The organism is Geodermatophilus sp. DF01-2 (assembly GCF_004571065.1).
GTDB lineage: Bacteria > Actinomycetota > Actinomycetes > Mycobacteriales > Geodermatophilaceae > Geodermatophilus.
In genome coordinates, this window is the sequence record NZ_SPQN01000037.1 from 1 (window position 1) to 24,149 (window position 24,149).

22 protein-coding genes and 1 pseudogene are annotated in these 24,149 nt (G+C 73.9%); 16 read left to right on the plus strand and 7 right to left on the minus strand.

Annotated elements, in window-relative coordinates:
• The 5 genes and pseudogenes from E4P41_RS11380 to E4P41_RS11400 all read left to right on the plus strand — a co-directional run.
• Positions 1–352, plus strand: a pseudogene (locus E4P41_RS11380) (sugar dehydrogenase); the annotation flags it as partial.
• Between the two features lie 231 nt (positions 353–583).
• Positions 584–2,443: a glycosyltransferase gene (locus tag E4P41_RS11385; RefSeq protein ID WP_135141371.1), complete on the plus strand. Its 1,860-nt coding sequence runs from the start codon at positions 584–586 to the stop codon at positions 2,441–2,443.
• An 83-nt stretch (positions 2,444–2,526) separates the two neighbouring features.
• Positions 2,527–3,342 carry an ABC transporter permease gene (locus tag E4P41_RS11390; RefSeq protein ID WP_245177278.1) on the plus strand — a complete coding sequence of 272 codons (816 nt, stop codon included), beginning with the start codon at positions 2,527–2,529 and terminating at the stop codon, positions 3,340–3,342.
• Between the two features lie 14 nt (positions 3,343–3,356).
• Positions 3,357–4,118 carry an ABC transporter ATP-binding protein gene (locus E4P41_RS11395; RefSeq protein WP_135141373.1) on the plus strand — a complete coding sequence of 254 codons (762 nt, stop codon included), beginning with the start codon at positions 3,357–3,359 and terminating at the stop codon, positions 4,116–4,118.
• Positions 4,119–5,045: a glycosyltransferase family 2 protein gene (locus tag E4P41_RS11400; protein ID WP_135141374.1), complete on the plus strand. Its 927-nt coding sequence runs from the start codon at positions 4,119–4,121 to the stop codon at positions 5,043–5,045.
• Positions 5,046–5,445: 400 nt separating this feature from the next.
• On the opposite strand, the gene glf is transcribed toward E4P41_RS11400, so the two are convergent.
• Positions 5,446–6,633: a UDP-galactopyranose mutase gene (gene glf, locus E4P41_RS11405; RefSeq protein WP_135141375.1), complete on the minus strand. Its 1,188-nt coding sequence runs from the start codon at positions 6,631–6,633 to the stop codon at positions 5,446–5,448.
• Between the two features lie 160 nt (positions 6,634–6,793).
• Between glf and E4P41_RS11410 the strand changes: the two genes are divergently transcribed.
• From E4P41_RS11410 to E4P41_RS11425, 4 genes are all read left to right on the plus strand, one after another.
• Entirely contained in the window at positions 6,794–7,732 is a 939-nt protein-coding gene (locus E4P41_RS11410) for a glycosyltransferase family 2 protein (RefSeq protein WP_135141376.1), read from the plus strand.
• Position 7,733: 1 nt separating this feature from the next.
• Positions 7,734–8,831 (plus strand): mannose-1-phosphate guanylyltransferase, encoded by a 1,098-nt coding sequence (locus tag E4P41_RS11415; RefSeq protein ID WP_135141377.1) that lies wholly within the window; start codon positions 7,734–7,736, stop codon positions 8,829–8,831.
• Between the two features lie 102 nt (positions 8,832–8,933).
• Positions 8,934–9,704, plus strand: a complete 771-nt coding sequence (locus E4P41_RS11420; RefSeq protein ID WP_135141378.1) for an SDR family NAD(P)-dependent oxidoreductase — start codon at positions 8,934–8,936, stop codon at positions 9,702–9,704.
• Between the two features lie 219 nt (positions 9,705–9,923).
• Positions 9,924–10,679 (plus strand): DNA-3-methyladenine glycosylase 2 family protein, encoded by a 756-nt coding sequence (locus E4P41_RS11425; protein WP_245177279.1) that lies wholly within the window; start codon positions 9,924–9,926, stop codon positions 10,677–10,679.
• A gap of 51 nt (positions 10,680–10,730) precedes the next feature.
• Here the strand turns inward: E4P41_RS11425 and E4P41_RS11430 are convergent, their stop codons facing one another.
• The 4 genes from E4P41_RS11430 to cofD form a co-directional block, all read right to left on the minus strand.
• Complete coding sequence (locus E4P41_RS11430) at positions 10,731–12,209, minus strand: VCBS repeat-containing protein (RefSeq protein WP_135141380.1); 1,479 nt, start codon at positions 12,207–12,209, stop codon at positions 10,731–10,733.
• Positions 12,210–12,315: 106 nt separating this feature from the next.
• The gene (gene rfbA, locus E4P41_RS11435) at positions 12,316–13,194 is read right to left on the minus strand and encodes a glucose-1-phosphate thymidylyltransferase RfbA (protein ID WP_135141381.1); all 879 of its coding nucleotides are present in this window, start codon (positions 13,192–13,194) and stop codon (positions 12,316–12,318) included.
• A 28-nt stretch (positions 13,195–13,222) separates the two neighbouring features.
• A complete protein-coding gene (locus E4P41_RS11440; protein ID WP_135141396.1) occupies positions 13,223–14,257 on the minus strand; it encodes a coenzyme F420-0:L-glutamate ligase in 1,035 nt (344 codons plus the stop codon).
• Between the two features lie 406 nt (positions 14,258–14,663).
• Positions 14,664–15,623 (minus strand): 2-phospho-L-lactate transferase, encoded by a 960-nt coding sequence (cofD, locus tag E4P41_RS11445; protein WP_245177280.1) that lies wholly within the window; start codon positions 15,621–15,623, stop codon positions 14,664–14,666.
• Positions 15,624–15,855: 232 nt separating this feature from the next.
• On the opposite strand from cofD, the gene E4P41_RS11450 reads away from it, so the two are divergent.
• The 3 genes from E4P41_RS11450 (at position 15,856) to E4P41_RS11460 (ending at position 19,036) form a co-directional block, all read left to right on the plus strand.
• The gene (locus E4P41_RS11450) at positions 15,856–16,194 is read left to right on the plus strand and encodes a WhiB family transcriptional regulator (RefSeq protein ID WP_135141382.1); all 339 of its coding nucleotides are present in this window, start codon (positions 15,856–15,858) and stop codon (positions 16,192–16,194) included.
• Between the two features lie 672 nt (positions 16,195–16,866).
• Positions 16,867–18,117 (plus strand): group II intron reverse transcriptase/maturase, encoded by a 1,251-nt coding sequence (gene ltrA / locus E4P41_RS11455; protein ID WP_209307666.1) that lies wholly within the window; start codon positions 16,867–16,869, stop codon positions 18,115–18,117.
• An 82-nt stretch (positions 18,118–18,199) separates the two neighbouring features.
• Entirely contained in the window at positions 18,200–19,036 is an 837-nt protein-coding gene (locus E4P41_RS11460) for a hypothetical protein (RefSeq protein ID WP_135141383.1), read from the plus strand.
• 66 nt (positions 19,037–19,102) lie between these two features.
• Here E4P41_RS11460 and E4P41_RS11465 read toward each other — a convergent pair whose 3' ends face one another.
• Both E4P41_RS11465 and E4P41_RS11470 read right to left on the minus strand, forming a co-directional pair.
• Positions 19,103–20,152: a hypothetical protein gene (locus tag E4P41_RS11465; RefSeq protein WP_135141384.1), complete on the minus strand. Its 1,050-nt coding sequence runs from the start codon at positions 20,150–20,152 to the stop codon at positions 19,103–19,105.
• Positions 20,153–20,200: 48 nt separating this feature from the next.
• Complete coding sequence (locus tag E4P41_RS11470) at positions 20,201–20,656, minus strand: metallopeptidase family protein (RefSeq protein WP_135141385.1); 456 nt, start codon at positions 20,654–20,656, stop codon at positions 20,201–20,203.
• Positions 20,657–20,846: 190 nt separating this feature from the next.
• Between E4P41_RS11470 and E4P41_RS11475 the strand changes: the two genes are divergently transcribed.
• The 4 genes from E4P41_RS11475 (at position 20,847) to E4P41_RS11490 (ending at position 24,131) form a co-directional block, all read left to right on the plus strand.
• Complete coding sequence (locus E4P41_RS11475) at positions 20,847–21,197, plus strand: DUF3499 domain-containing protein (RefSeq protein WP_097208362.1); 351 nt, start codon at positions 20,847–20,849, stop codon at positions 21,195–21,197.
• A 224-nt stretch (positions 21,198–21,421) separates the two neighbouring features.
• Entirely contained in the window at positions 21,422–22,783 is a 1,362-nt protein-coding gene (locus tag E4P41_RS11480; RefSeq protein WP_135141386.1) for a phosphomannomutase/phosphoglucomutase, read from the plus strand.
• Positions 22,784–22,800: 17 nt separating this feature from the next.
• Positions 22,801–22,989 (plus strand): Trm112 family protein, encoded by a 189-nt coding sequence (locus tag E4P41_RS11485; RefSeq protein WP_348536484.1) that lies wholly within the window; start codon positions 22,801–22,803, stop codon positions 22,987–22,989.
• A complete protein-coding gene (locus tag E4P41_RS11490) occupies positions 22,986–24,131 on the plus strand; it encodes an SIS domain-containing protein (protein ID WP_135141388.1) in 1,146 nt (381 codons plus the stop codon). The genes E4P41_RS11485 and E4P41_RS11490 overlap by 4 nt, the downstream gene beginning before the upstream one ends.
• Positions 24,132–24,149 lie beyond the last annotated feature (18 nt).

Consider the following 24,149-nt stretch of genomic DNA (forward strand, 5'->3'; position numbering starts at 1 on the left):
GTTCCAGCACGGGTCGGTCTACTGGTCGGCCGGCACGGGCGCGCACGCGGTCACCGGTGCGGCGCTGCCGGCCTACTGGGCGCGGGGTTCGATCACCGGGCCGCTGGGCTTTCCGACCGGGGACACCACGCTGCTCGAGGCCGGTGGGACCGCGGAGACGGAGACCGGCTTCTCGGGCGGGAGCATCTACACCACGCCGGGCGGTGGTGCGCGGCTGGTGCTCGCCGCCGTCGACGTCCAGTATCGGGCGGCCGGTGGCCCCTCATCGGCCTACGGTTGGCCGGTCTCGGACTCGTACCGCGTCTCCGGCGGGGTGCGGAACGACTTCGAGAACGGGCAGATCACCGGCTAGACCGGTCCCCGGTCAGGCGGTGGGGGACACGGGTGTCCTGAGGGGAACGTGACGGATGGGGTCCGGTCCCCCGAGGCTTTCGAGCCTCCGGGGGGCCGTCCCGGTTATGCTGCCGTCATCGAAGCCGGTCGAGGGTGCCAGTCGACCCCGTGACCGGCACGTCGTCCACGCCGGGTCACAGCCGCGCGACATGGACTCGTCATGCCGTCGTCCTGAGGACTGCAATCTCATATGACCGCCACCTCCGCCGAGACCGCTGTCACCGGCGACCCGCAGATCGACCTGGCGAGCCTCGCCCAGCGTGTGCTGACCCTTCCGCCGGCGCTGGGACTGCCGGCCGAGTTGTACGCCAAGCGCCTGCGTGGCCGCGTCCGCCTGGAGCGCACGTCCTTCAGCCTCGAGCCGCACTCGGCGCTCACGACCAACACCTACTTCGGCCGGCTGCCCGCCTCGTACTGGCAGCGGTGGACCGGCGTGACGGAGGTGACGTTCGAGGCCGAGTACTCCGGCGAGGGCGTCGTCGAGCTGTTCGCGAGCGACTTCGCCGGCGAGGAGCGCACCGTGGGTGGGGAGGAGCTCAGCGGCGCGGGCACGATCTCGCTGACCGTCGCGATCGACAAGTTCGTCGACGGGGGGGCCGTCTGGGCCGACTTCCGCGCCGGCGAGGGCAGCCTCAGCGTCTCCGCCGCCCGCTGGACGATCCCGCACCCGCCTCGGCCGCGGCGGACCGCGGTCGTCATCTGCACGCACAACCGGCCCGACGACTGCATCAAGACGCTCCAGGCGCTGGCCACCGACCTCCCGGCCCTCCGCGAGCTCGACATGGTCTACGTCATCGACCAGGGTGACAAGCCGGTCTCGGCACACCCGCGGTTCGAGCAGGTCTCCGCCGACCTCTCCGGGCGGCTGCGGTACATCACCCAGGCCAACCTCGGGGGCGCCGGCGGCTTCACCCGCGGCATGTACGAGATCACCGAGGTCGAGGCCGCGCACCACGCCAACGTCCTGTTCATGGACGACGACATCATCCTCGAGCCGGAGTCGATCATCCGGCTCACGGCGTTCGCCAACTCCGCACGGCAGCCGGTCATCGTCGGCGCCCAGATGCTCTACGCCCTGCATCCCAAGCGCCTGCACACCGGCGCCGAGTACGCCGACCTCGCCACGCTGGAGGCGGGGAAGGTCGTGGACGGCGCGCTGTGGAACGAGGACATGACGGAGGAGAACCAGGAGGTCCGCGTCGACGCGGTCTACAACGCCTGGTGGAGCGCGATCCTGCCCTCCGAGATCGTCTCGGCGACCGGCTACCCGTTGCCCATCTTCTTCCAGTGGGACGACATCGAGTACGGTCACCGGGCGCTCGAGAACGGCTTCGCCACCGTCACCCTGCCCGGCGCGGGCGTCTGGCACGCTGACTTCACCTGGAAGGACCAGGACGACTGGGCGCGCTACTTCAGCGTCCGCAACAGCCTGATCACGGCCGCTCTGCACTCCGAGTTCCCCAGCAAGGGGCTGGCGCGGGTGCTGTTCGGCCGGCTCGTCGCCTTCGTCACCTCGATGCAGTACGGCCTGGCGGCCACGGCCATCAAGGGCATCGACGACTTCCTCGCCGGCCCCGAGCTCCTGCGGGACGGCGGCCAGCGCGCGCTGGCCGAGGTCCGGCAGCTGCGCAGGGACTACCCGGAGACGGTGAAGCACACCGCTTCCAACGTCCCGGGGCTGTCGTTGCGCGGTGTCACCACCAAGCGTGCCGACCCCCACCCGTCGATGCTCAAGGCCGTGCTGGCCAAGCGCATCCTCTGGCAGCTGACCGGCCGCAACGGTGGGTCCGCGGCGGTTCCGCTCGAGGACTCGCAGTGGTGGCACGTCTCCCGCTTCAGCAAGGTCGTCGTGACCGACGCGTCCCAGGAGGGCGTGCGGATCCGCGAGTACGACCAGCGGACCGGCCTGCGTCTGCTGCGCGAGGGGGCCGCGGCGTGCTACCGGCTGGCCACGCAGGGCCCGGCCGCCGCGGCCGCCTACCGCGCGGCGCTCCCCGAGCTGACCAGCCGCGAGAACTGGCGCCGGCTCTTCGACGGTGGGGCTGAGTAGACCGGATGCCGTCGAGCCGTACGCGCGAGCGGGAGTCGGACGTGGCCCGCGACCGCGACAGGAACCGTACCGACAGTCTGCCGGTGCCCCCGGGACGCAACTTCCGGTCCGCCTTCCGCGACCTGGCCAACGGGTGGGCGCAGCGTGAGCTGTGGTTCCACCTGGGCTGGCAGGACATCCGGCAGCGCTACCGCCGTTCGGTCCTCGGACCGATCTGGATCACGATCAGCATGGCCGTCACGGCCATCGCGCTGGGCATCCTCTACGCCGGTCTCTTCGGCAACCCGCTCGAGGAGCAGCTGCCCTACATCCTCGTGGGCTTCATCATCTGGGCCTTCATCGCGGGATGCATCTCCGAGGGCTCGGAGGTGTTCGTCGCCAACTCGGGTCTGATCACGCACCTCCCGGCTCCGATCAGCATCCACGTGTACCGGCTGGTGTGGCGGCAGATGTTGTTCTTCGCCCACAACCTCATCGTGTACGCGGTCATGCTGGTGGTCTTCCCGCAGCCGCTGACGTGGACCGACCTGTCCGCGCTCGTCGCCTTCGCCCTGCTGGTGGTCAACGGGGCGTGGATCGCGCTGCTCGTCGGCATCGTGAGCACCCGCTTCCGCGACCTCCCGCCGGTCACCCAGAGCGTCGTCCAGTTGCTGTTCTTCCTGACGCCGATCGTCTGGATCTACGAGGACCTGGCCAGCAACCCGGCGGTGGCCGAGCGCGCCGCGATCGTCCAGCTCAACCCGGTCTTCCACTTCGTCGAGATCGTCCGGCGGCCGATGCTCGGCCAGGACCAGCACCTGCACAGCTGGGTCATCGTCACGGCGATCGCCGTCGTCGGCTGGGCGATGACACTGCTGGTCATGCGCCGGTACCGCGGCCGCGTGGCCTACTGGGTCTGAGGAGAGCACCTGCGATGGTGAGCATCGACGTCCGCGACGCGAGCGTGGACTTCCCGATCTTCGACGCCAAGTCGCGGTCGCTGAAGCACACGGTGCTGGGCGTGGTCGGCGGGAACGTGGCGGCCAACGCCCGCAAGGTCGTCGTCATCGAGGCCCTGAAGGGCATCAACCTGCACCTGCAGGACGGCGACCGGCTCGCGCTGATCGGGCACAACGGCGCGGGCAAGTCCACGCTGTTGCGGCTGCTGTCGGGCATCTACGAGCCGACCGCCGGCCAGGCGCTGGTCGACGGCCGGGTCGCCCCGGTCTTCGACCTCGGCGTCGGCATGGACCCGGAGATCTCCGGGCTGGAGAACATCCTCGTCCGCGGACTCTTCCTGGGGATGACCCGGAAGCAGATGGAGGCCCGGGTCGACGACATCGCCGAGTTCACCGAGCTCGGCAACTTTCTCCACATGCCGCTGCGGACCTACTCCACCGGCATGCGGGTGCGGCTGGCGCTCGGTGTGGTCACCAGCATCGACCCGGAGATCCTGCTGCTCGACGAGGGCATCGGCGCGGTCGACGCGGCGTTCCTCGAGCGGGCCAAGGGCCGGCTCAAGGATCTCGTGGCCCGCGCCGGCCTGCTGGTCTTCGCCTCGCACTCCGATGACCTGCTCAGGCAGCTGTGCACCTCGGCGGTGTGGATGGAGCACGGCACCATCCGCCAGCAGGGCCCGCTCGAGGAGGTCCTCGACGCCTACAAGGGGCGCGAGCGCGCGGCCTCGGGGGGCTGAGTGTCCGAGGCGGCACCGCGGACGCCCAGCCGCCCGGACGACGAGCGGGTCATCGCGGTCATCGTCACCCGGCACCGGCCGGAGTCCCTCGCGCAGGCGCTCGGGGCGCTGGCGGTCCAGACCCGGCCGGTCGACTCCGTCGTCGTGGTGGACAACGGCCCCGACCAGCCGGCCGAGGAGGTCGTGCGGGCCAGTGGGTTGCCGCACACCTACCTGCTCTCGCAGGCCAACCTCGGCGGCGCCGGCGGCTTCGCCCTAGGGATGCTCACCGCCCTGGCCGAGGGTGCGGACTGGGTGTGGTGTGCCGACGACGACGGACGTCCCGCCGACGAGCACGTGCTGGCGACCTTGCTGTCGGTGGCTCGGGAGCGCGGGCTGGCCGAGGTCTCGCCCGCCGTCGCCGACATCGACGCACCCGGCAGCTTCGCCTTCCCGGTGCGCACCGGACTGCAGTGGAAGGGGGAGCGGGACCGCCTCGGCGGCGACGACTTCCTGCCGGGCTACGCCTCGCTGTTCAACGGCGCCCTGTTCGCCGCGACCACCCTGAGTCACGTCGGCGTCCCTGACCTGCGGCTGTTCGCCCGCGGCGACGAGACCGAGATCCACCGCCGCCTGACTCGCGCCAGGCTGCCCTTCGGCACCGCGCTCGGCGCCACCTACCTGCATCCCAACGGGCGGGACGAGTTCGTGCCGATCCTGGGCGGTCGGCTGTCCGCCCAGTACCCGGAGACGTCGTGGAAGCGGTACTACACCTACCGCAACCGCGGCTACCTGATGCGCCAGCCGGGGATGCGTTGGCTCTTCCCCCTCGAGCTCGTCCGCTTCTCCTGGTTCTTCCTCGTGACCCGCCGCGACCCAGCGGGATACCGGGAGTGGCTGCGCTTGGTCCGGGCCGGCCGGCGCGAACGCTTCACCCCCGCCGGCTGACCGTCCCGGGTCTCGCCCTGAGGATCCATGGCCTGTTCCAGGCCGCCTCGACGAATGAGAATCCCGGTGGATTCTCCTCACAGAATCCATGGCCCCTGCGGGCCGCCTCGAACGATGGGAATCGCCGATTTCCATTACAGCCTGCGAGGGGTGGGGAGGACGGGGCGATGCCGCTTGCTCCAGGTGTTCCCCCAGGGAGGATCGTCGCCGGTGATGGTGAGCGCGCGTAGCTGGCGCAGCCCGCCGATCAGCGACCGCAGGACACTGCGAGCCGACCTCCGGCGCTGCTTCCTCGACAGGGCTGCCACGCCGATCGGCGCAGCGCCCCGCGCTCGCCGCCTACAGCTGTGACCTGCACGAACGCGTGAAGTCACCGGCATGGGGAGGACGGGGTCCTCCGTCAGTCCTCCAGCCGGCCGTCCAGCGATCCGCCCTCGTCGAAGAAGGGGCGGATGCGGTTGTCGAACATGGTCAGCGCCGAGCCGATCGCCATGTGCATGTCCAGGTACTTGTACGTGCCCAGCCGGCCACCGAAGAGCACCCGCTTCTCCGCGGCCTCCTTCGCGGCCAGCTCCCGGTAGCGCTCCAGCTTGGCACGGTCCTCGGGGGTGTTGATCGGGTAGTACGGCTCGTCGCCGGTCTGTGCGAACCGGGAGTACTCCCGGACGACGACGGTCTTGTCCGTCGGGTAGTCCCGCTCCGGGTGGAAGTGCCGGAACTCGTGGATCCGGGTGAAGGGCACGTCCTCGTCGGCGTAGTTCATCACCGAGGTGCCCTGGAAGTCACCGACCGGCAGGACCTCGGTCTCGAAGTCCAGCGTCCGCCAGCCGAGCTCGCCGGCCTCGTAGTCGAAGTACTTGTCGAGCGGGCCGGTGAAGACCGTCGGGACGTCGTCGGGGAGCTCGGCACGGACGTCGAAGTAGTCCGTGTCCAGCCGCACCTCGATGTTCGGGTGGTCCGCCATCCGGGTCAGCCACGCGGTGTAGCCGTCCTTCGGCAGCCCCTCGTAGGTGTCGTTGAAGTACCGGTTGTCGAACGTGTACCGGACCGGCAGGCGCGCGATGACCGCGGCGGGCAGCTCGGTCGGGTCGGTCTGCCACTGCTTCTTCGTGTACCCGCGGATGAAGGCCTCGTACAGGGGGCGGCCGATCAGCGAGATCGCCTTCTCCTCGAGGTTGGCGGCCTCGGCGGTGTCGATCTCCCCCGACTGCTCGGCGACCAGAGCGCGGGCCTCCTCGGGAGAGAAGCTCTTGCCGAAGTACTGACAGATGGTGGCCAGGTTGATCGGCAGCGAGTACGTCCTGCCCTGGTAGATGCTGAAGACCCGGTGCTGGTAGTTCGTGAACTCGGTGAACTGGTTGACGTACTGCCAGACCCGCTCGTTGGAGGTGTGGAACAGGTGCGCGCCGTAGACGTGCACCTCGATGCCGGTCTCCGGCTCGGGTTCGGAGTAGGCGTTGCCGCCGAGGTGGCTGCGGCGGTCCAGGACGAGGACGCGCTTGTCCAGTTGGCTGGCGACCCGCTCGGCGACCGTGAGGCCGAAGAACCCGGAGCCGACGACGACGAGATCAGGACTGGCTGAGGTCACGCCGCCCGACGATACCGGTGGAGGCGGCTCCGCCCCGGCTGCCGCGGGGCTGGTGTGACGGGCCCGTCCCCCCCGCCACACCGGTCCCATCGGGCACGGACCAGACGGCTCCCCGGCGCGCTCGACGGCGTCCCGCACGGGGCCTCGTAGGGTGCCGCGCGTGAACGCACCACCCCCGGACGGCCCCCTCCGCGTCGTTGCGGTGACCTACTCGCCGGGCGAGGCCCTCGAGGGGTTCGTCGAATCGCTGGCCGAGGCCACCACGCGGCCGGTCGAGGTGGTCCTGGCCGACAACGGCTCCACCGACGGCGCCCCCGAGCGCGCCGCAGCCCGGTACCCGCACGTCCGGCTGCTGCGCACGGGCGGCAACATCGGCTACGGCGCCGCGGTCAACGCCGGCATGGCCGGGCTGACCGACGGGTACGCCGTCGTCGCCAACCCCGACGTCCGGTTCGACCCCGGCTCGGTCGACGAGCTGCTGGCAGTGGCCGCCCGCTGGCCGCGGGCGGCCACCGTCGGGCCGGCGATCCGCACCCCGGAGGGCGAGCTCTACCCGTCGGCCCGCGATCTGCCGCGGCTGTCCACCGGCGCCGGGCACGCGCTGCTCGGCTGGGCCTGGCCGGCCAACCCGTGGACGGCGCGGTACCGGCGCGAGCGGGAGGAGCCCCGGGAGCGCCCGGCCGGGTGGCTGTCGGGCTCCTGCCTGCTGGTCGACGTGGCAGCCTTCCGGTCGGTCGGCGGCTTCGACCCCGGCTACTTCATGTACTTCGAGGACGTCGACCTCGCCGAGCGGTTGTCTCGCCGCGGCTGGCTGCACGTCTACGCACCCTCGGCGGTGGTGACCCACGAGGGCGGGCACGCCACCCGGCGGGAGCCGCACCGCATGCAGCGGGTGCACCACACCAGTGCGCTGCGCTACCTCTCCGGGCAGTACCCGCTGCGCCGGCACGCCCCGTTGCGCGCCGCGCTCCGCGCCGGCCTGGGCGCCCGGATGTTCGTCTCGTACGTGAGCGGGCGGGTCGCTGCGGGGGCGCGCTTCCAGCGCCGCGCCGAGGAAGTCGGCGCTGCGGCACGGGGACGACGGCGGGCGAGGGGCTGACGTGCGACACGCGGTGGTCATGGCCGGTGGCTCGGGGACGCGGCTGTGGCCGCTGTCCCGGATCGGGCGGCCCAAGCAGCTCCTCGACGTCGTCGCGGGGGACGACGGCGGCGCGCACAGCCTGCTCGCCGAGGCGTTCACCCGGCTCGAGGCGGTGCTGCCGGCCGACCGGATCTGGGTCTGCACCGCCGCCCGTTACGGCGAGCAGGTGCAGGCCGCGCTGCCGCGACTGCACCCTGACCGGCTGGTGCTCGAGCCGGTCGCCCGGGACACCGCCAACGCCGTCGGCCTGGCCGCGGCCCTGGTCGCCGACGCCGACCCCGACGCCGAGCTGGCGGTGGTCAGCGCCGACCACGTGATCCGCCCGGTGGAGCGGTTCGCCGCCGCGCTCACCACGGCCTTCGACGCCCTCGCCGTCCGCCCCCGGTCCCTGGTGACCCTCGGCATCCGGCCCACCGTGCCGGCCACCGGCTTCGGCTACGTCCAGCGCGGGGCGCCCACCGAAGTGCCCGGCGTGGCGGAGGCGGCGTCGTTCCGGGAGAAGCCCGACCGGCCCACCGCCGAGGCCTACCTGGCGTGGGGCGAGTACCTGTGGAACTCCGGCATGTTCGTCTGGCGGGCGTCCACCGTCCTCGACGCCCTCGCCGACCACCTGCCCGCCACCGCGCAGGGTCTGGCGCGGGTCGTCGCCGTCCCGGCCGGGCCGCGGCGGGACGCCGTCCTCGCCGAGGTCTTCCCGACGCTGCCCAAGATCAGCGTCGACTACGCCGTCCTGGAGCCGGCAGCGGCCGAGCCGGGCCGGGTGCTGGTGGCCGACCTCGACGTCGACTGGCTCGACGTCGGCTCGTGGCCGGCGCTGGCGCACACGCTGGAGACGGTGGGGGAGGACGCCGTCCGGGGGCTGGCGGTGACCCTCGACAGCGCCGGCAACATCGTCTTCAGCGACGACCCGGAGCACCTGGTGGCGCTGGTCGGCGTGCGCGACAGCGTCGTCGTCCACACCGCGGACGTGACGATGGTGTGCCCGGTGGCCGAGGCCGAGCGGGTCAAGCAGCTGCTCGCCGCCGTCGAGGAGCGGCACGGGTCACAGTTCAGCTGAACAAGGACCCCGTCCTCCTCACCGCTCGCAGGCTCGCGGCGAGCCTCTGGACGGGGCCGGGGCCCTGCAGTGAGGTCGGCGCCTCCGGGATAGCTTGCCGGCATGACCAACTTCGACGTCGCCGCGGTCGTCTCCGGTGGGGCCTCCGGCCTCGGGGAGGCCACCGTGCGGGCCCTGGTCGCGCGGGGCGCGGCCGTGACCATCCTCGACCTGCAGGAGGAGAAGGGCGAGAAGCTCGCCACCGAGCTCGGCGGGCACACCAGCTTCGTCCGCACCGATGTCACCGACGCCGACTCGGTGCAGGCCGCGGTCGACGACGCCACCGGCAAGGACCGGCCGCTGCGGATCGCGGTCAACTGCGCAGGCATCGGCTGGGCGCAGCGCACCGTGGGCAAGGGCAACGCGCCGCACGACCTCGACCCGTTCGTCCGCACCGTGATGGTCAACCTGGTCGGCACCTTCAACGTGCTGCGGCTGGCCGCCGCCGCGATGGCCGCCACCGAGCCGGGGGAGGACGGCGAGCGCGGCGTCGTCGTCAACACCGCCTCGATCGCCGCCTACGACGGGCAGATCGGCCAGGTCGCCTACGCGGCGTCCAAGGGCGGCATCGTCGGCATGACCCTGCCGGCGGCGCGCGACCTGTCGAACGTCGGCATCCGGGTCTGCACCATCGCCCCCGGGCTGGTGGACACCCCGCTGCTGGGCAGCCTGCCCGAGGAGGCCCGGCAGGCCCTGGCGGCGGGCATCCCCTTCCCCAAGCGCCTCGGCCGACCGGAGGACTTCGCCCAGCTGGCGCTCGACCTCGTCGAGCACGGCTACCTCAACGGCGAGGTGGTCCGGATGGACGGCGCGCTGCGGATGGCACCTCGCTGACGGGGTGCTGCTGACCCTCGATCCCTCTTCCCCGGGGAGCACCACCTGAGCACCACCACACTGGACGCCCCGGCGTTCACCGACACCTGGCGGCCGGACTGGCCGCTCGACGTCCGGCGCACCCTCTTCCCGCACCAGCGCAGCACCGGCGACCCGGCCCTGCGCCACGTCGACGACGGCTGCTGGCGGACGGTCAGCACCCCCGCCGGGCCGGCGACCGTGCACCTGACCGTCCGCGGCGGGGAGGTGCGGGCGGCCGCCTGGGGGCCCGGCGCCGAGCGGGCCGGGGCGGCGGTGCCCGGGTGGCTGGGCGCCGACGACCGGCCGGACGAGTTCGAGCCGGGCGGTCACCCGCTGCTGGCCCGGGTGCACCGCGGCTCGCCGTGGCTGCGGCTGGGCCGCACCGGGTGCACCTGGGACGCCCTGGTGCCCGCCGTCCTGGAGCAGAAGGTCACCGTGATCGAGGCGCACCGCGTCTGGCGGGCGCTGCTGCAGCTGGCCGGCGACCCGGCGCCCGGCCCGGCGCCCGTCGGGATGCGGGTGGTGCCGTCCCCGGAGCGGGTGCTCGCGGTCACCGACTGGGAGTGGCACCGCTGCGGTCTCGACGGCGCCCGCCGGCGGGCGCTGCGAGCGGTCGCCAGCGTGGCCTCCCGGCTGGAGCCGGACGAGGGGCTGGACTGCCCGGCCCTGCAGCGCCGGCTGCGGTCGATCCCGGGCATCGGGGTCTGGACGGCGGCCGAGGTGGTGCAGCGGGTGTTCGGCTGCCCCGACACGGTCAGCTACGGCGACTACCACCTGAAGAACCTGGTCGGCTGGTCGCTGGCCGGCCGCAGGACCGACGACGACGGGATGATGGCGCTGCTCGAGCCCTGGCGCGGGCAGCGACAGCGAGTCGTCCGGCTGCTCGGCATCGGCGGCAGCCAGCCGCCTCGCCACGGCCCGCGGACCGCGCCGACGGACTACCGCTCCATCTGAGCGAGGCGTCTCGCGGAGCCCGACCGCACTCCGCGCGAGGCGCCGCCGGGCTCAGAGGACGACGTCGTGCATCCCCCAGCCCCAGCCGACGACGGACGCCGGGAGCGGCGAGCCCGCCGAGTCGGTCGGGTAGAGCCAGCGGGTGCCGGTGCTGCGCTCCCGGGCGAAGAGGTCCGGCCGCCCGTCGCCGGTGACGTCCGCGGTCGGGGTCAGCACGTCGTGCATCCCCCACCCGGAGCCGGTCGCGCGGCGGGCGACGAAGCCCCCCTGGCCATCACCGGTGTACAGCCAGAGGATCCCTGCGCCGGCCTCGCGTGCCCAGAGGTCGGGGACGCCGTCCCCGGTGACGTCGCCGGGCGAGACGAGGAAGTCGTGCATGCCCCAGCCCGTGCCCACGGCGCGGGGCGCGGTCGGCACGCCGCCCGCCGAGCCCGGGTAGAGCCACAGCACGCCGGTGGCCCGCTCGCGCGCCCACAGGTCGGGGTGGCCGTCGCCGGTCACGTCCCCGGCGGCGAGCAGGGCGTCGTGCATGTGCCAGCCGCTGCCGACGGTGGTGGCCGGGGTGAAGCTCCCGGCGCCGTCCCCCGGGTAGACCCACAGCCGGCCCTGGGCGGAGTCCCTCGCCCACAGGTCCGCGCGGCCGTCCCCGGTGACGTCCGGGGTCAGCACGAGCCCGTCGTGCATCTGCCAGCCGGACCCGGCAACGCGCCGGGAGACCGGCACCCCACCCGGAGCGCCGGCGTAGAACCACAGGCTGCCCGCGGCGCGCTCGCGGCCGAGCGTGTCGGGAACCCCGTCGCCGTCCAGGTCGGGGCTGGCCGAGGCCGCGAGGTTCACCGGCCGGGGGACGGCGGGCGGGCACGCGGTGTATCGAGGACCGGTGTAGGCAGGAGCGGGCTCGCCGACGTACACGCGGCACGGCCCGACGTCCTGCTGCTCGATGCGGACGCCCGTCCACCAGGAGGTCCGCTGGAAGGCGCCGTCCCAGCTCAGGCTGACGTGGACGTGGTCGGTGTGCGGGCTGGCACCCCGGTACGGGGTCCAGCCGGCCGCCGCGTTGTAGGCCGACCACATCTGCCGGTTCCAGATGACGTACATGACGCCCAGCCGCCGGGCGTTGCCGGCCACCTCGCCGTTGCGGTCGGGCCCGGTCAGCCACAGGACGAAGTCGTCGGCCGCGGCCCGCTCGCGCGGGTCGTCGGCATCGACCATCCAGTCCCAGGCGCGGCCCTCCTTGTGCTCGCTCGCCCCGCCGATCGAGCACGAGCGCGTGATGCCTCCGCTCCGGCCGATCCCGTAGTACCCCAGGACCATGTCGCGCAGCGCCAGCAGCCCCGGCTTGGCGACCGGGTCGCAGGACAGCTGGCCCCGGTAGTGGGCGGCCGGGTCGGCAGCGGTCTGCATCGCGACGCGGGGCAGCAGCAGGCCCGAGGCCTGGGCGGGGATCGCGGTGGCGCCGAACAGGCACAGGACGGCGACGGTGGCGGTGACCAGAGCGCGGGCGAGCGGGCGCGGACGAGAAGACGACATCGGAGACCTTCGACGACGGGGGTGACCCAGTCGTGGTCGGCTCGACTCCGGGCCCGCTTGACCGTCTGCTGCGCCCGAGGCCGCTCGCTCACCCGAAGGAGGGAGCTCAGCGGGCGGTCAAGGGGTCTCCGAGCAGCGCGAGCAGGTAGTCGCCGTAGCCGCTCCTGGCCAGCGGCTCGGCCGCGCGGCGCAGGCCGTCGTCGTCCAGCCAGCCCTGCCGCCAGGCGACCTCCTCGATGCAGCCGATCTTCAGCCCCTGCCGCTCCTCGACCACGGAGACGAACTCGGTGGCCTGCCGCAGGGAGGCGAAGGTGCCGGTGTCCAGCCACGCGGTGCCCCGGTCGAGGACGGTGACGGTGAGCCGGCTCTCGTGCAGGTAGTGCTCGTTGACGTCGGTGATCTCCAGCTCGCCCCGCGCGCTGGGCCGGATGCCGCGGGCCACCTCGACCACCGACGACTCGTAGAAGTACAGCCCGGGGACGGCGTAGGAACTCTTGGGCCGCGCCGGCTTCTCCTCGATGGAGAGCACCCGCCGGTCGCCGTCGAACTCGACGACGCCGTAGTCCTGCGGATTGGCCACGTGGTAGGCGAACACGTGCCCGCCGTCGGGCTCGGGCAGCCGGCCCAGGGCCGTGCCCAGCCCCGCGCCGTAGAAGATGTTGTCGCCGAGGACCAGCGCCACCGACTGGTCGCCCACGAACTCCGCGCCGATCAGGAAGGCCTGCGCCAACCCCTCGGGCCGCGGCTGGGCGGCGTACTCGATCCGCATCCCCAGCCGGTTGCCGTCGCCGAGCAGGTGGCGGAAGGCGGGCTGGTCGTCCGGGGTGGTGATCACCAGCACCTCGCGGACGCCGGCCATCATCAGCGTGGACAGCGGGTAGTAGATCATCGGCTTGTCGTAGACCGGCATCAGCTGCTTGCTGACCGCCTGCGTGATCGGGAACAGGCGACTGCCGGTGCCTCCGGCCAGGATGATCCCCCGCATGGCCGCCGACGCTACCCAGGGCCGTCGGTCAGCCCGCCGGGGAGCCGAGCCACAGCCTCCCGACGAGCGAGGTGCCACCGGGGCTGCCCACCGGCTCCCAGCGGGTCGTCCAGCCCTCGGCGTGCAGCTGCACGATGACCGCGCCGACCAGCGCGCCGAGGTTCAGCGCCGTCGTCGTGGTGGCCCGTTCCGGCAGGTGGACGTCGACCACGCCGTCGCCCTCGCCGCCGTAGCGCAGCACCACCGGGAACTCCGGCAGCGCGGCCGTGGCCACCCGGAACGCCGTGGCCACGGCCTCCAGCTCGCCCGGGCGGGACACCAGGTCGTGGGCGGGTGCGCGCGTGGCCACCAGGTCCCGGCTGCCGTAGGGGAACAGGTCCCCGGGGCCGAGGCGGACCAGGGGGCGGGTCCCGAGGTCCTCGGCCGGCGGGTCGAACGGCAGGCCGCGGACGACGGCCACGGGGATGCCCGCCAGCTTGCCCTTCACCAGGTCGGCGGCGGCGGCCAGCTCGTCGACGAGGGCGATCTGGGTGGTCTCCAGCCGGTTGCCGTGGCGGTCGACGGCGCCGCGGTGGTCGACCAGCGCGGGGATCCCCGCCGAACCCACGGCGACGTCGGTCAGGCCGTCCCGCCAGGTGCGGCCGAAGGTGTCACTGACGATGACCGCGACGCAGACCCCGAGCAGCTCCCGCAGCCGCGACCGCAGCGCCCGGGCCGAGGCGTCGGCGTCCTCGGGCAGCAGCACGAGCGCGTCGCCGGCCACGTTCGAGGCGTCGATGCCGGCCGCGGCCACCACCCAGCCGTGCCGGGTCTCGACGATCCTCAGCGGCCCACGCCGCGCCACGACCCGCACCGTCTCGCCGTCGATCGCCCGTTGCCGTGCGGCCTCCCGGTCCTCGCCGGGCGCGACCGGCACCAGCCGCCCCTCGACCTTGGACACCACCTTGGAGGTGACGACGACGATATCGCCGTCCGCCAGCCAGGGAGACGCCCCGGCGACCGCTGCGGCGAGGTCGTCACCGGGGGAGAACTCCGGCAGCCCGACGACCGGGTGGACCGAGATCCCACCCGGTGGCTCCCCTCCGGGCGTCGGCCCTCCCCTGGCGAGACCTGAGCCTGCGAAGGGCTCGGGAAGACGGTCCTTCCCCGGGTGGAGAGGACGTGGCCCCCCTGCGGGGTTCCGCTGCGGGCTTGCGAGGGGCGGGGGGGAGGTGGCCCCGTCCCGGGTCCCGCCCTGAGCGTGCGAAGGGTGGGGAGGACGTGGCCCCTTCGCGGGGTTCCGCTGCGAGCTTGCGGGGGGCGGGGGGCAGGTGGCCCCGTCCCGGGTCCCGCCCTGAGTGTGCGAAGGGTGGGGAGGACGTGGCCCCTTCGCGGGGTTCCGCTGCGAGCTTGCGGGGGGCGGGGGGCAGGTGGCCCCGTCCCGGGTCCCGCCCTGAGTGTGCGAAGGGTGGGGAGGACGGGGTCCTTTCTCAGACACCGGCGGCGTCCAGCGCCGCCCGCGCCAGGGCGGCGGTCGCCGCGGGCGAGGACATGAGCAGCGGGACGGCGCGGACGTCGACGCCGGGCACGGTGGCGCGGTCGCCGGTGTGCACCAGCCAGGCGTCGAGCAGCCCGCCGGTGGAGCGGGCCCCGTAGTGCCGGCCCACCCCTTCCGCGCTGACCTCCACGCCGACGACGGGCAGGCAGCGGTCGGCCATCCCGCGCACGACCGCGCCGGACACGATGGGGGAGACCCCGACGACCCGGCCCGGCGCCGTCAGCAGCGCCTCCCGCAGCCCGGGGACGCCGAGGATCGTGCCCACCGACACCACCGGGTTCGACGGCGCCAGCAGCACCGCGTCGGCGGCGGCGAACGCCTCGGCCACCCCGGGGGCGGGCCGGGCGGCGTCCACCCCCACCTGGACGAAGGCCCGCACCTCCGGCTCCGCGCGGTGGCGCACCCACCACTCCTGGAAGTGGATGGCCTGCTGCCGTCCGGTTCCCGGGTCGGCCACCACGACGTGGGTCTCCACCCGCTGGTCGCTCATCGGCAGCAGGTCGACGCCGGGCTGCCAGCGGTCGGCCAGGGCCGCGGTGACCTGCGAGAGCGGGTAGCCGGCGTCGAGCATGCGCGTGCGGACCAGGTGGGTGGCCAGGTCGCGGTCGCCGAGGCCGAACCAGGTCGGCTCGGCGCCGTAGGCGGCCAGCTCCTCCTTGACCGTCCAGGTCTCAGCAGCCCGGCCCCACCCGCGCTCGGGGTCGATGCCGCCGCCGAGGGTGTACATGACGGTGTCGAGATCCGGGCAGATCCGCAGTCCGTGCATCGTCACGTCGTCCCCCGTGTTGACCACGGCGGTGAGCCGCGCGTCGGGCACGGCCCCGCGGAGACCGGCCAGGAAACGGGCCCCGCCGACACCTCCGGCGAGGACGACGATGTGCACGAAAGTCATCGTGCCCGATGGGCAGTTGTCCACTGTTCCCCGGGCGTGTCGAGGTATGCAGCGAGAAGTGACGAACGCCCCGTGACGGATGGGACTGGTGGGGCGGGGCGCTTACCCCGGGCGGAGTTGACGCCTCCGCAACGACACGCGTGTAATTCCCGCGGTGTCAACGAGTGCCGAGCGGCCCGGGAACGTCCCGTGGAACGCACATCGGGACGGCAGCGAGAGGGGACGCATCGTCATGGCAGAGGTCTCGTGGTTGAGCGACTACGTCAGCGCGTCGGAGCGGAACGCCGACCGCGGCTCCGCCGGTCAGGCGCAGACGTTCGCGGGGCTCTGGAGCGCCGGCCTGGAGGCTGACGCGCAGTCCTGGCAGGAGCGCGCGCTGTGCGCCGAGACCGACCCCGAGGCATTCTTCCCGGAGAAGGGTGGCTCGACCCGCGAGGCCAAGAAGATCTGCACCGGCTGCGAGGTCAAGGCCGAGTGCCTGGAGTACGCGCTGGCCAACGACGAGCGCTTCGGCATCTGGGGCGGGCTCTCCGAGCGGGAGCGCCGCCGCCTGCGCCGCCGCGCGGGCTGAGCCCCCGGCTGCCTCACACAGCGCCGTGTGACACCAGCTCCGAGCTGTCACCACAGCCGCCGACGGACCGCCGTCGGCGGCTGTGGTGTCGTGTACGCCCGGCATGGGCGATCGATTGGGGGTGAGAGTCCCCTGGGGGAAGCGGTGGTGCTAACCCCGAGCCGGAGGCAACGGCGTCATCGTGAGGTGGGGTCGGGAGGAAGCCCGAGGCGAGACCTCTGCACCGAGGAACACGAATCGCGTATGAGGCGGTCCGGTCTGGGTGAGCCAGCACGCCATGGTGAAGCCCGTCATCGCCAATGGGGCCGGGGCGTAGACGCGGCGGCGGTAGAGGGACGTTGATCGTTCTTATCCGGGGAGGCCTGTCCGGGTGTCAGCGGTGCAGGTGGCCGGTGACGGTCGTCGCTGGAAGGTGGCGGCTGACCGGGCAGGAGTCAGCAGAGGCCGTAGTACCGGTCGGGGAACGGAACAGCCGGGAAGGGCCGAACGTCAGGTGAGCGGGCTGCCGGCCCGGCTCGTGACGGTTCCAGGAATCGCAGCCATCCCGCGGAGGCGGGCCTGCCGGGGGAGGAGCCGGTGAGTCCGGCGGAGCCCACAGCAGAGCGTAGGGACCGTCCGGCGCCAGCGGGTCAGACCGCTCGACCCGCCCGCGAGCAGGACCTGTGGGAGGCGGTGTTCTCCCGGGAGAACCTGCTGCGGGCGTTGCAGCGCGTCGAGCGCAACCGGGGCGCTCCGGGAGTGGACGGGCTGACCACCGCGCAGTTGCGCGGGTGGCTGGTCGAGCACTGGCCGGAGGTCCGGGTGGCGCTGGAGGCGGGAACGTACCGGCCCGCGCCGGTCCGTCAGGTGATGATCCCCAAGCCGGACGGGCGGATGCGGATGCTGGGCGTGCCCACGGTGCTGGATCGGTTGATCCAGCAGGCGATCGCGCAGGCGCTGACGCCGATCTTCGATCCGGCGTTCTCGCCGTTCTCGTTCGGGTTCCGGCCCGGCCGCAGCGCTCATCAGGCGGTGCGGGCGGCGCAGGGATTTCTGGACGAGGGCTACCGCTGGGTGGTCGACGTCGATCTGGACCGGTTTTTCGACCGGGTACAGCACGACGTGTTGATGGCCCGGGTGGCGCGCAAGGTCACCGACCGCAAGGTGCTGCGGTTGATCCGCCGGTATCTGGACGCCGGGATCATGGTGGAGGGGGTCAAGCAGCCCTCGGCCGAGGGCACTCCGCAGGGGAGCCCGCTGTCGCCGCTGCTGGCCAACATCATGCTCGACGACCTGGACACCGAGCTGGCACGGCGCGGTCACCGGTTCGTCCGCTACGCCGATGACCTGCGGGTCTATCTGCGCAGCGAGCGGGCCGCCCAGCGGACGTTGCAGAACGTCAGCGACTTTCTGCAGCGCCGGCTGCGGTTGCAGGTCAACGCGGCGAAGTCCTCGGTCCGCTCCGCCAGCACCACGGTGCTGCTGGGGTTCGGGTTCTACTTCGCCGCCGGCGGGGTCAGCCGGATCCGCGTGGATCCGAAGGCCTGGGCACGGATGCGCGTCCGGGTGCGGGAGTTGACCCGCCGCAACCGCAGCATGCGGATGGACCAGCGGATCGGGCTGCTCAACCGGTACATCACCGGCTGGTGCGCCTACTTCGCGCTGGCTGACACCCCTCGCCGATTCTCCGATACCGACGAGTGGGTGCGCCGACGGCTGCGGGCGGTGCGCTGGAAGGAGTGGAAGCGGCCCAGGACGCGGGTACGCGCTCTGGCCGCGCTCGGTGTGAAACGTCAGAACGCCTACGAGTGGGGAAACTCCCGCAAGGGTGTCTGGCGGATCGCCGGGTCCGCTCCGCTCCAACGCGCGATGCCCAATGCCTACTGGGACGACCTCGGCCTCCACCGCTTCGGTGAACGGTGGACCCGGCTACGGCATACCTGACGAACCGCCGGATGCGGGCCCGCATGTCCGGTGGTGTGGGAGGGGGGGCCGGGCGACCCGGCCCCCCTACCCGATTCGGGCCGTGTCGACCCAGAGTGCGCACGCAGTCACCGGCCGGGCCGGGGTGGTCCGGGAGGTCCGTGCGGCCGGCCCCCTGCTCGCGGCGCTGCGCGCGCCGGTGACCGCCCGTGGCCCCTGGCTGACCGGTGCACTGAACCTCGACGCCGCCCGCCCGTGGCCCGGCTCCCGGCCGGTTGCGGTCGTGGTGGACCCGGCGGACCTGACGGGGCCGCCGCTGGCGCTGGCCGCCCTGGTCCTGCGCGGCGGCCCGCGGGTGACCGCCACCCTGCTCGGCGACGGTCTGCCGGTGCCCGCGGGCTTGACACCGGCACGACTACCGGCCCGGGACGACGCCGCCGCCGAGCGACTGGCGACCGGTGTCGTGGGCCTGCTCGACCGGCTCCACCGCCCGTGGACGCTGCGGCTGACCGGCCTGCCCCTGGGCGATCCGACGCTGCGCGCGATCGGCCGGCTGCGGCCCGAGGCGGCGTTCGCGACAGCCCGCAGCGCCCGGCTGGTGGACTCCCTCACCGGGGTCGGGGCGGTGCACCGCACCCGCGACCCTGCCGAGCTGGAGCGGTGGCTGCCGGCCCTGCTGGCCGGCGAGCCCGACCGCCGGACCCGCACCGCGCTGCGCGCGACCGCCCGGCTGCACGTCGCCATCGGCCAGCTCGAGCTCGCGGTGGTGGCCGAGGGCGACCGGCTCCGCGCCGGCCTGCTCACCCTCCTCGACGGGCCGGACCGGCGCCCGTGGTGGGGGTGGTCCGACATCGGCGGCCTGGACACCGAGATGGGTGCCCCCGTCGGGACCCTGACGCTGCGCGGCGGCGGGCTGGCCGCCGTCCTCGGTCGGCGGTGACACAGGGCGGCTTCCGCGCCCCGGTCCGCTCCTCGCTCGCCCCTCGCTGCGATGCTCCCGGGGCTGTCAGCCGGCGTACCGGACGGCGTTGAGACCGGGCACGTCGACGGTGGCGGTCCGGTCGGTGCCCAGGAACAGCGTGCCCCGCGCGGCGGCCACCCCGTCGCGCACCGGTTCCGCGGGGGAGGCGGTCACGGTGAGGTCGTAGACCCGCCCCGTGTAGGCCGGAGCGGTGCCGATCGGCCGGGTGTAGGTGGGGAAGCGGCCGGTCAGCCGGAGGTCGCGGCCGTCGCGGGTCACGGTGAGGGCGGGGGAGGGCAGCTCGGCGTACTCGGTCCGCGACCGCACGCAGCCGGCCTGGGCCGGGTCGGCGGGCGGCTCGGGGGTCAGGCAGTTCCAGCTCGGCAGCCGCAGGTGGGCCAGGGCCGCTCCGCCGTCCCCGCTCGCGGTGACGCTGACCGACGGATAGGCCACCGCCGTCCCCACCGCATGGCGCTCGACGACGATCCCGCCGAACGTCAGCCGGGCCAGGACGCCGTCCTCGCCCAGCGGTACCGACCGGGCGGCCAGCGCACCGGCGCCGCCCTCGCCCGGCAGCGGGTGGGCCGGGACGCCGGGCAGCACGGTCGCGTCGGGGGGCGGCGTGGCCGTGCCGCCCGGCTGGGGGGACGCCGTGCCCGTGCCGGGCACCGGCTGGCCGAGCGGGACGCCGCCGTCGCGGGTGGCCGCCGCCACCCCGGCGATCACGGCGACGAGCACCAGCGCCGCGGCGGCCATGCCGGCCACGGCCCGGCGGCTGTCGTCCGGCGGCCCGCTGCGGGCGGTTCCGTCCTCGGGCGGGGGTGCGCCCGGCCGCGGGGCGGGCCCGGCGGGCGCAGCTGCGTCGTCGCGGGTGCCGGGTGTACCGGGCGGGGTCTCGAGGAAGCCGGGCAGGTCGTCGTCCGGCCAGCGCGGCTCCGGCCGCGCGGCGACCGGCGGACCCGGCTCCGACGCCGCCGGCGGACCCATCTGACGCCCGCGGCGGCCGGCCAGCTCGGCCGCGGCCAGGCCGGCGAGCGCGAGCAGCGCCAGGACCAGCACGACCCACGGGACGGCGGCCGGCGCGGAGGAGTCCATCGCGGCAGAGCATCGCAGCCCCCACGGCCACCGCCGCGCAGACGGCCCTCAGCCGGTGGGGTCGATCTCCTCCGGGTCGCGGCCGAGCAGCACGGCGACCTGGTCGACGACGACGTCGCGCACCAGGTCGGCGAGGTCGTCCCGGTCGTGCGCGCGCAGCTCCAGCGGCCGTCGGTAGACGACGATCCGCGGCGGCACCTCCCGGGCGCCGTCCCGGTGCGCAGGCAGCACGCGGGCCAGCGGCACGCTGCCGTCGTCGAGCACGTCGGCGTCGAGAACGACCTCGTCGGAGCTGGTGTGCTCCACCCAGGGCACGTCCTCGACGGCGAACTCGACGCCGGCGAGCTCCCTCTCCCACCGGCGCTCGAGGTCCTCGACCGCGTCGAGCACCAGGTCGTCGAACTGCTCGGCGCGGCTGCGGGCCAGGGGGACGCCGTCGGGGACCAGGCGCCCGCGCAGGCCCCGGCCGTGCCGGTCGCGGCGGGAACGGGCAGGTCGGCTCATGACGGGTGCGAGCGTACGGCCGGGGGTGCCGGGAGTGCGCCCGGTGCGGGGCTCCGGCCGGCCGTCCGTCGATGCCCACGGGGCCGTCGTGCAGGATGGGGCTCCTGCTCCGCGCCGGACACCGATCCCGGTGCGCCTGGTGCCAACGACCCGGGTACGCGTCTACTGTGCGTTGCGTGAGGAACCGGTGGTGAGGCAGTCACGTCGCTGCTCGCGCAGCGGCTGCGCTCAACCGGCGGCAGCGACCTTGACCTACGTGTACGCGGAGTCGACCGCTGTCGTCGGCCCGTTGGCGACGTTCTCGGAGCCGCACAGCTACGACCTCTGCGAGTTCCACGCCGAGCGGCTGACCGTGCCGCGTGGCTGGGAGGTCGTCCGGCACGAGATCGACGTCGAGGACTCCGGCCCGACCGGGGACGACCTGCTGGCCCTGGCCGACGCCGTCCGCGAGGCGGCCCGGCCCGAGCCCCCGCGCAACCCCGCCGACGACGGCCGCGGCACCCGCCGCGGCCACCTGCGGGTCCTCCCCGACATCACCTGAAGACCCCACCCGGCCCCGTCCAGAGGCTCGCGCCGAGCGTGGTGACGTACTGGGGTGGCCACCGTTCAGGGGCTCGCGCCGAGCGTGGTGACGTACTGGGGTGGCCACCGTTCAGGGACCCGCGCCGAGCCTGCGAGGCGTGGGGAGAAGGGTGGTCCTTATAGGGTCTGTCGGCGCCGCGGGCCGGGGAGTCGGCGGCGGCTCCGGCGAGGGTGAGCAGGGTGATGGGTCTCTCTTCGATCATCAAGGCCTACGACGTCCGCGGCGTCGTCCCCGACGAGTGGGACGAGGACGTCGCCCGCCGGATCGGCGCCGCCTTCGCCGAGCTGGTGGCCGGTGAGAGCGGGGCGACGGCGGTCGTGACCGCGCACGACATGCGCGAGTCGTCGGTGCCGCTGTCCCGGGCCTTCGCCGAGGGCGTGCTCGGCCGCGGTGTCGACGTCGTCGAGGCCGGGCTCGGCTCCACCGACCTGCTCTACTTCGCCTCCGGCTCCCTCGACGTCCCGGGGGCGATGTTCACCGCCAGCCACAACCCGGCCCGGTACAACGGCATCAAGCTCTGCCGGGCCGGCGCCACCCCGGTCGGGCAGGACTCGGGGCTGGCCACCCTCCGCGAGTGGGCGGAGCGGGACGGCTACGACCGGGTGCCCGAGCGGACGGCGACGATCAGTCAGCGCGACCTGCTCGGTGACTACGCCGCCCACCTGCGCTCCCTGGTCGACCTCTCGGCCATCCGCCCGCTGCGGGTCGTCGTCGACGCCGGCAACGGCATGGGCGGGCACACCGTGCCGGTGGTGCTGGCCGACCTCCCGCTGGAGGTCCTGCCGCTGTACTTCGAGCTCGACGGCTCCTTCCCCAACCACGAGGCCAACCCGCTGGAGCCGGCCAACCTGGTCGACCTTCAGGCCGAGGTCCGCCGCACCGGCGCCGACCTCGGGCTGGCCTTCGACGGCGACGCCGACCGGGTCTTCGTCGTCGACGAGCGCGGCGAGCCGGTCAGCCCCTCGGCGATCACCGCGCTGGTCGCCGTCCGGGAGCTGGCCAAGGGCAGGGGGACGACGGTCATCCACAACCTGATCACCTCGCGCGCCGTCCCGGAGATCGTCCGCGAGCACGGCGGCGAGCCGGTGCGCACCCGCGTCGGGCACTCCTTCATCAAGGCCGAGATGGCCCGCACGGACGCCGTCTTCGGCGGAGAGCACTCCGCGCACTACTACTTCCGCGACTTCTGGCGGGCCGACACCGGCATGCTCGCCGCCATGCACGTGCTCGCCGCGCTGGGCGAGCAGAGCCGACCGCTGTCGGAGCTGACCGCCGGCTACACCCGCTACGCCGCCTCGGGCGAGGTCAACTCGACCGTCGACGACGCCGCCGGCCGCACGAAGGCGGTGCGGGAGGCCTTCGACGGGCAGGACGGCGTCACCGTCGACGAGCTCGACGGGCTGACCGTCGACCTGCCCGACGGCTCGTGGTTCAACCTGCGGGCCAGCAACACCGAGCCGCTGCTGCGGCTCAACGTCGAGGCGCCGGACGAGGCGCGGATGACCGAACTGCGGGATCGAGTGCTGGAGTTGGTGCGCGCATGACCACGTCGAGCGGACCGCTGGGCCTGGACCCGGCCCTGCTGGAGATCCTCGCCTGCCCCGACACCCACCACAGCCCGCTGACGGTGGACGAGGCGGCGAGCGAGCTGGTGTGCAGCACCTGCGACCGGGCCTTCCCGGTGCGCGACGGCATCCCGGTGCTGCTGCTGGACGAGGCTCGGCACCGCGGTGGGGGTGGGACTCCGTGACGTCGCCGGAGCTGGCCGAGGAGGTCCTCGACGACCTCGGAGTGCTGCGCGCCCGCGACCCGCGCGGCCTGCTCCCCGCGGTCGCCGGCGCCGGCGCGCAGGTCCGCGAGACCGCCCGACTGACCGAGGAGGCCGACCTCGAGCGGGTCACCGCGGGCGGCCGGCCGCGCGGGCTGGTCATCGTCGCCCGCCGGGAGGGGGCGGTGGCGGCGTCGGTGCTGCGGGCGCTGCTCGGGCCGGCCAGCCCGGTCACCGTGGACGTGGTCCCCGGGCCCGACCTGCCGGTGTGGACCGGTCCCAGCGACATCGCCGTCGTCGCCACCCGCACCGGCGCCGGCCGCTACGCGGTGACCCCCGCGTACGAGGCGGCCCGTCGCGGCGTAACGCTGTTGGGCATCGGTGCGGAGGACGCCCCGCTGCGCGCCGCCTGCTCCACCGCCCGCGCGCCCTACGTGCCGCTGCCGCGCTCGCGGGTGCGGCACACCACCCTGTGGTCGCTGCTCACCCCGCTGCTCCAGCTCGCGGTCGACCTCGACCTGCTGTCGGAGGGGGTAGCCGATCTGGAGGCGATCGCCGCGGCCCTCGACGAGGTCGCCACCGAGTGCGGGCCGGCCCGGGAGTCCTTCGCCAACCCGGCCAAGACGCTGGCGCTCGAGCTGCTCGACGCGCTGCCGGTGATCGCCGCCGAGGGGCCGTTGGCCGGCACCGCCGCCACCCGGATCGCCGACCAGCTGGCGACGCTGGCCGGGCTGCCGGTCACCGGCTTCCGGATGCCCGACCAGCGGGTCGCCGCCTGCGCCGTCCTGCGCGGCCCGCTGGCCCCTCAGGGCGGGGACGACGACTTCTTCCGCGACCGCGCCGAGGACACCGACCGGAGGCTGCGGCTGCTCACCGTCCGCGACCCCGACGCCGGCGAGCACGACGGCGCGGGAGAGCGCGAACCCCGCTCCGCCCGTGAGGCGCTGTCGGAGGCGCTGCGCACCGCCGCGGCGTCCAACGTGCCGGTGAGTGGGCTGGCCGAGCACGGGGAACCGCAGCGCTACGGCCGCCTGCCGCGGCTGGCCCGCCAGCTCGCGGTGGCCGACTTCACCGCCGTCTACCTGGCACTGGCCCTCGACACGGAGCGGTCCGCCTCGCCGTGAGCATCGACACCCGGGCGG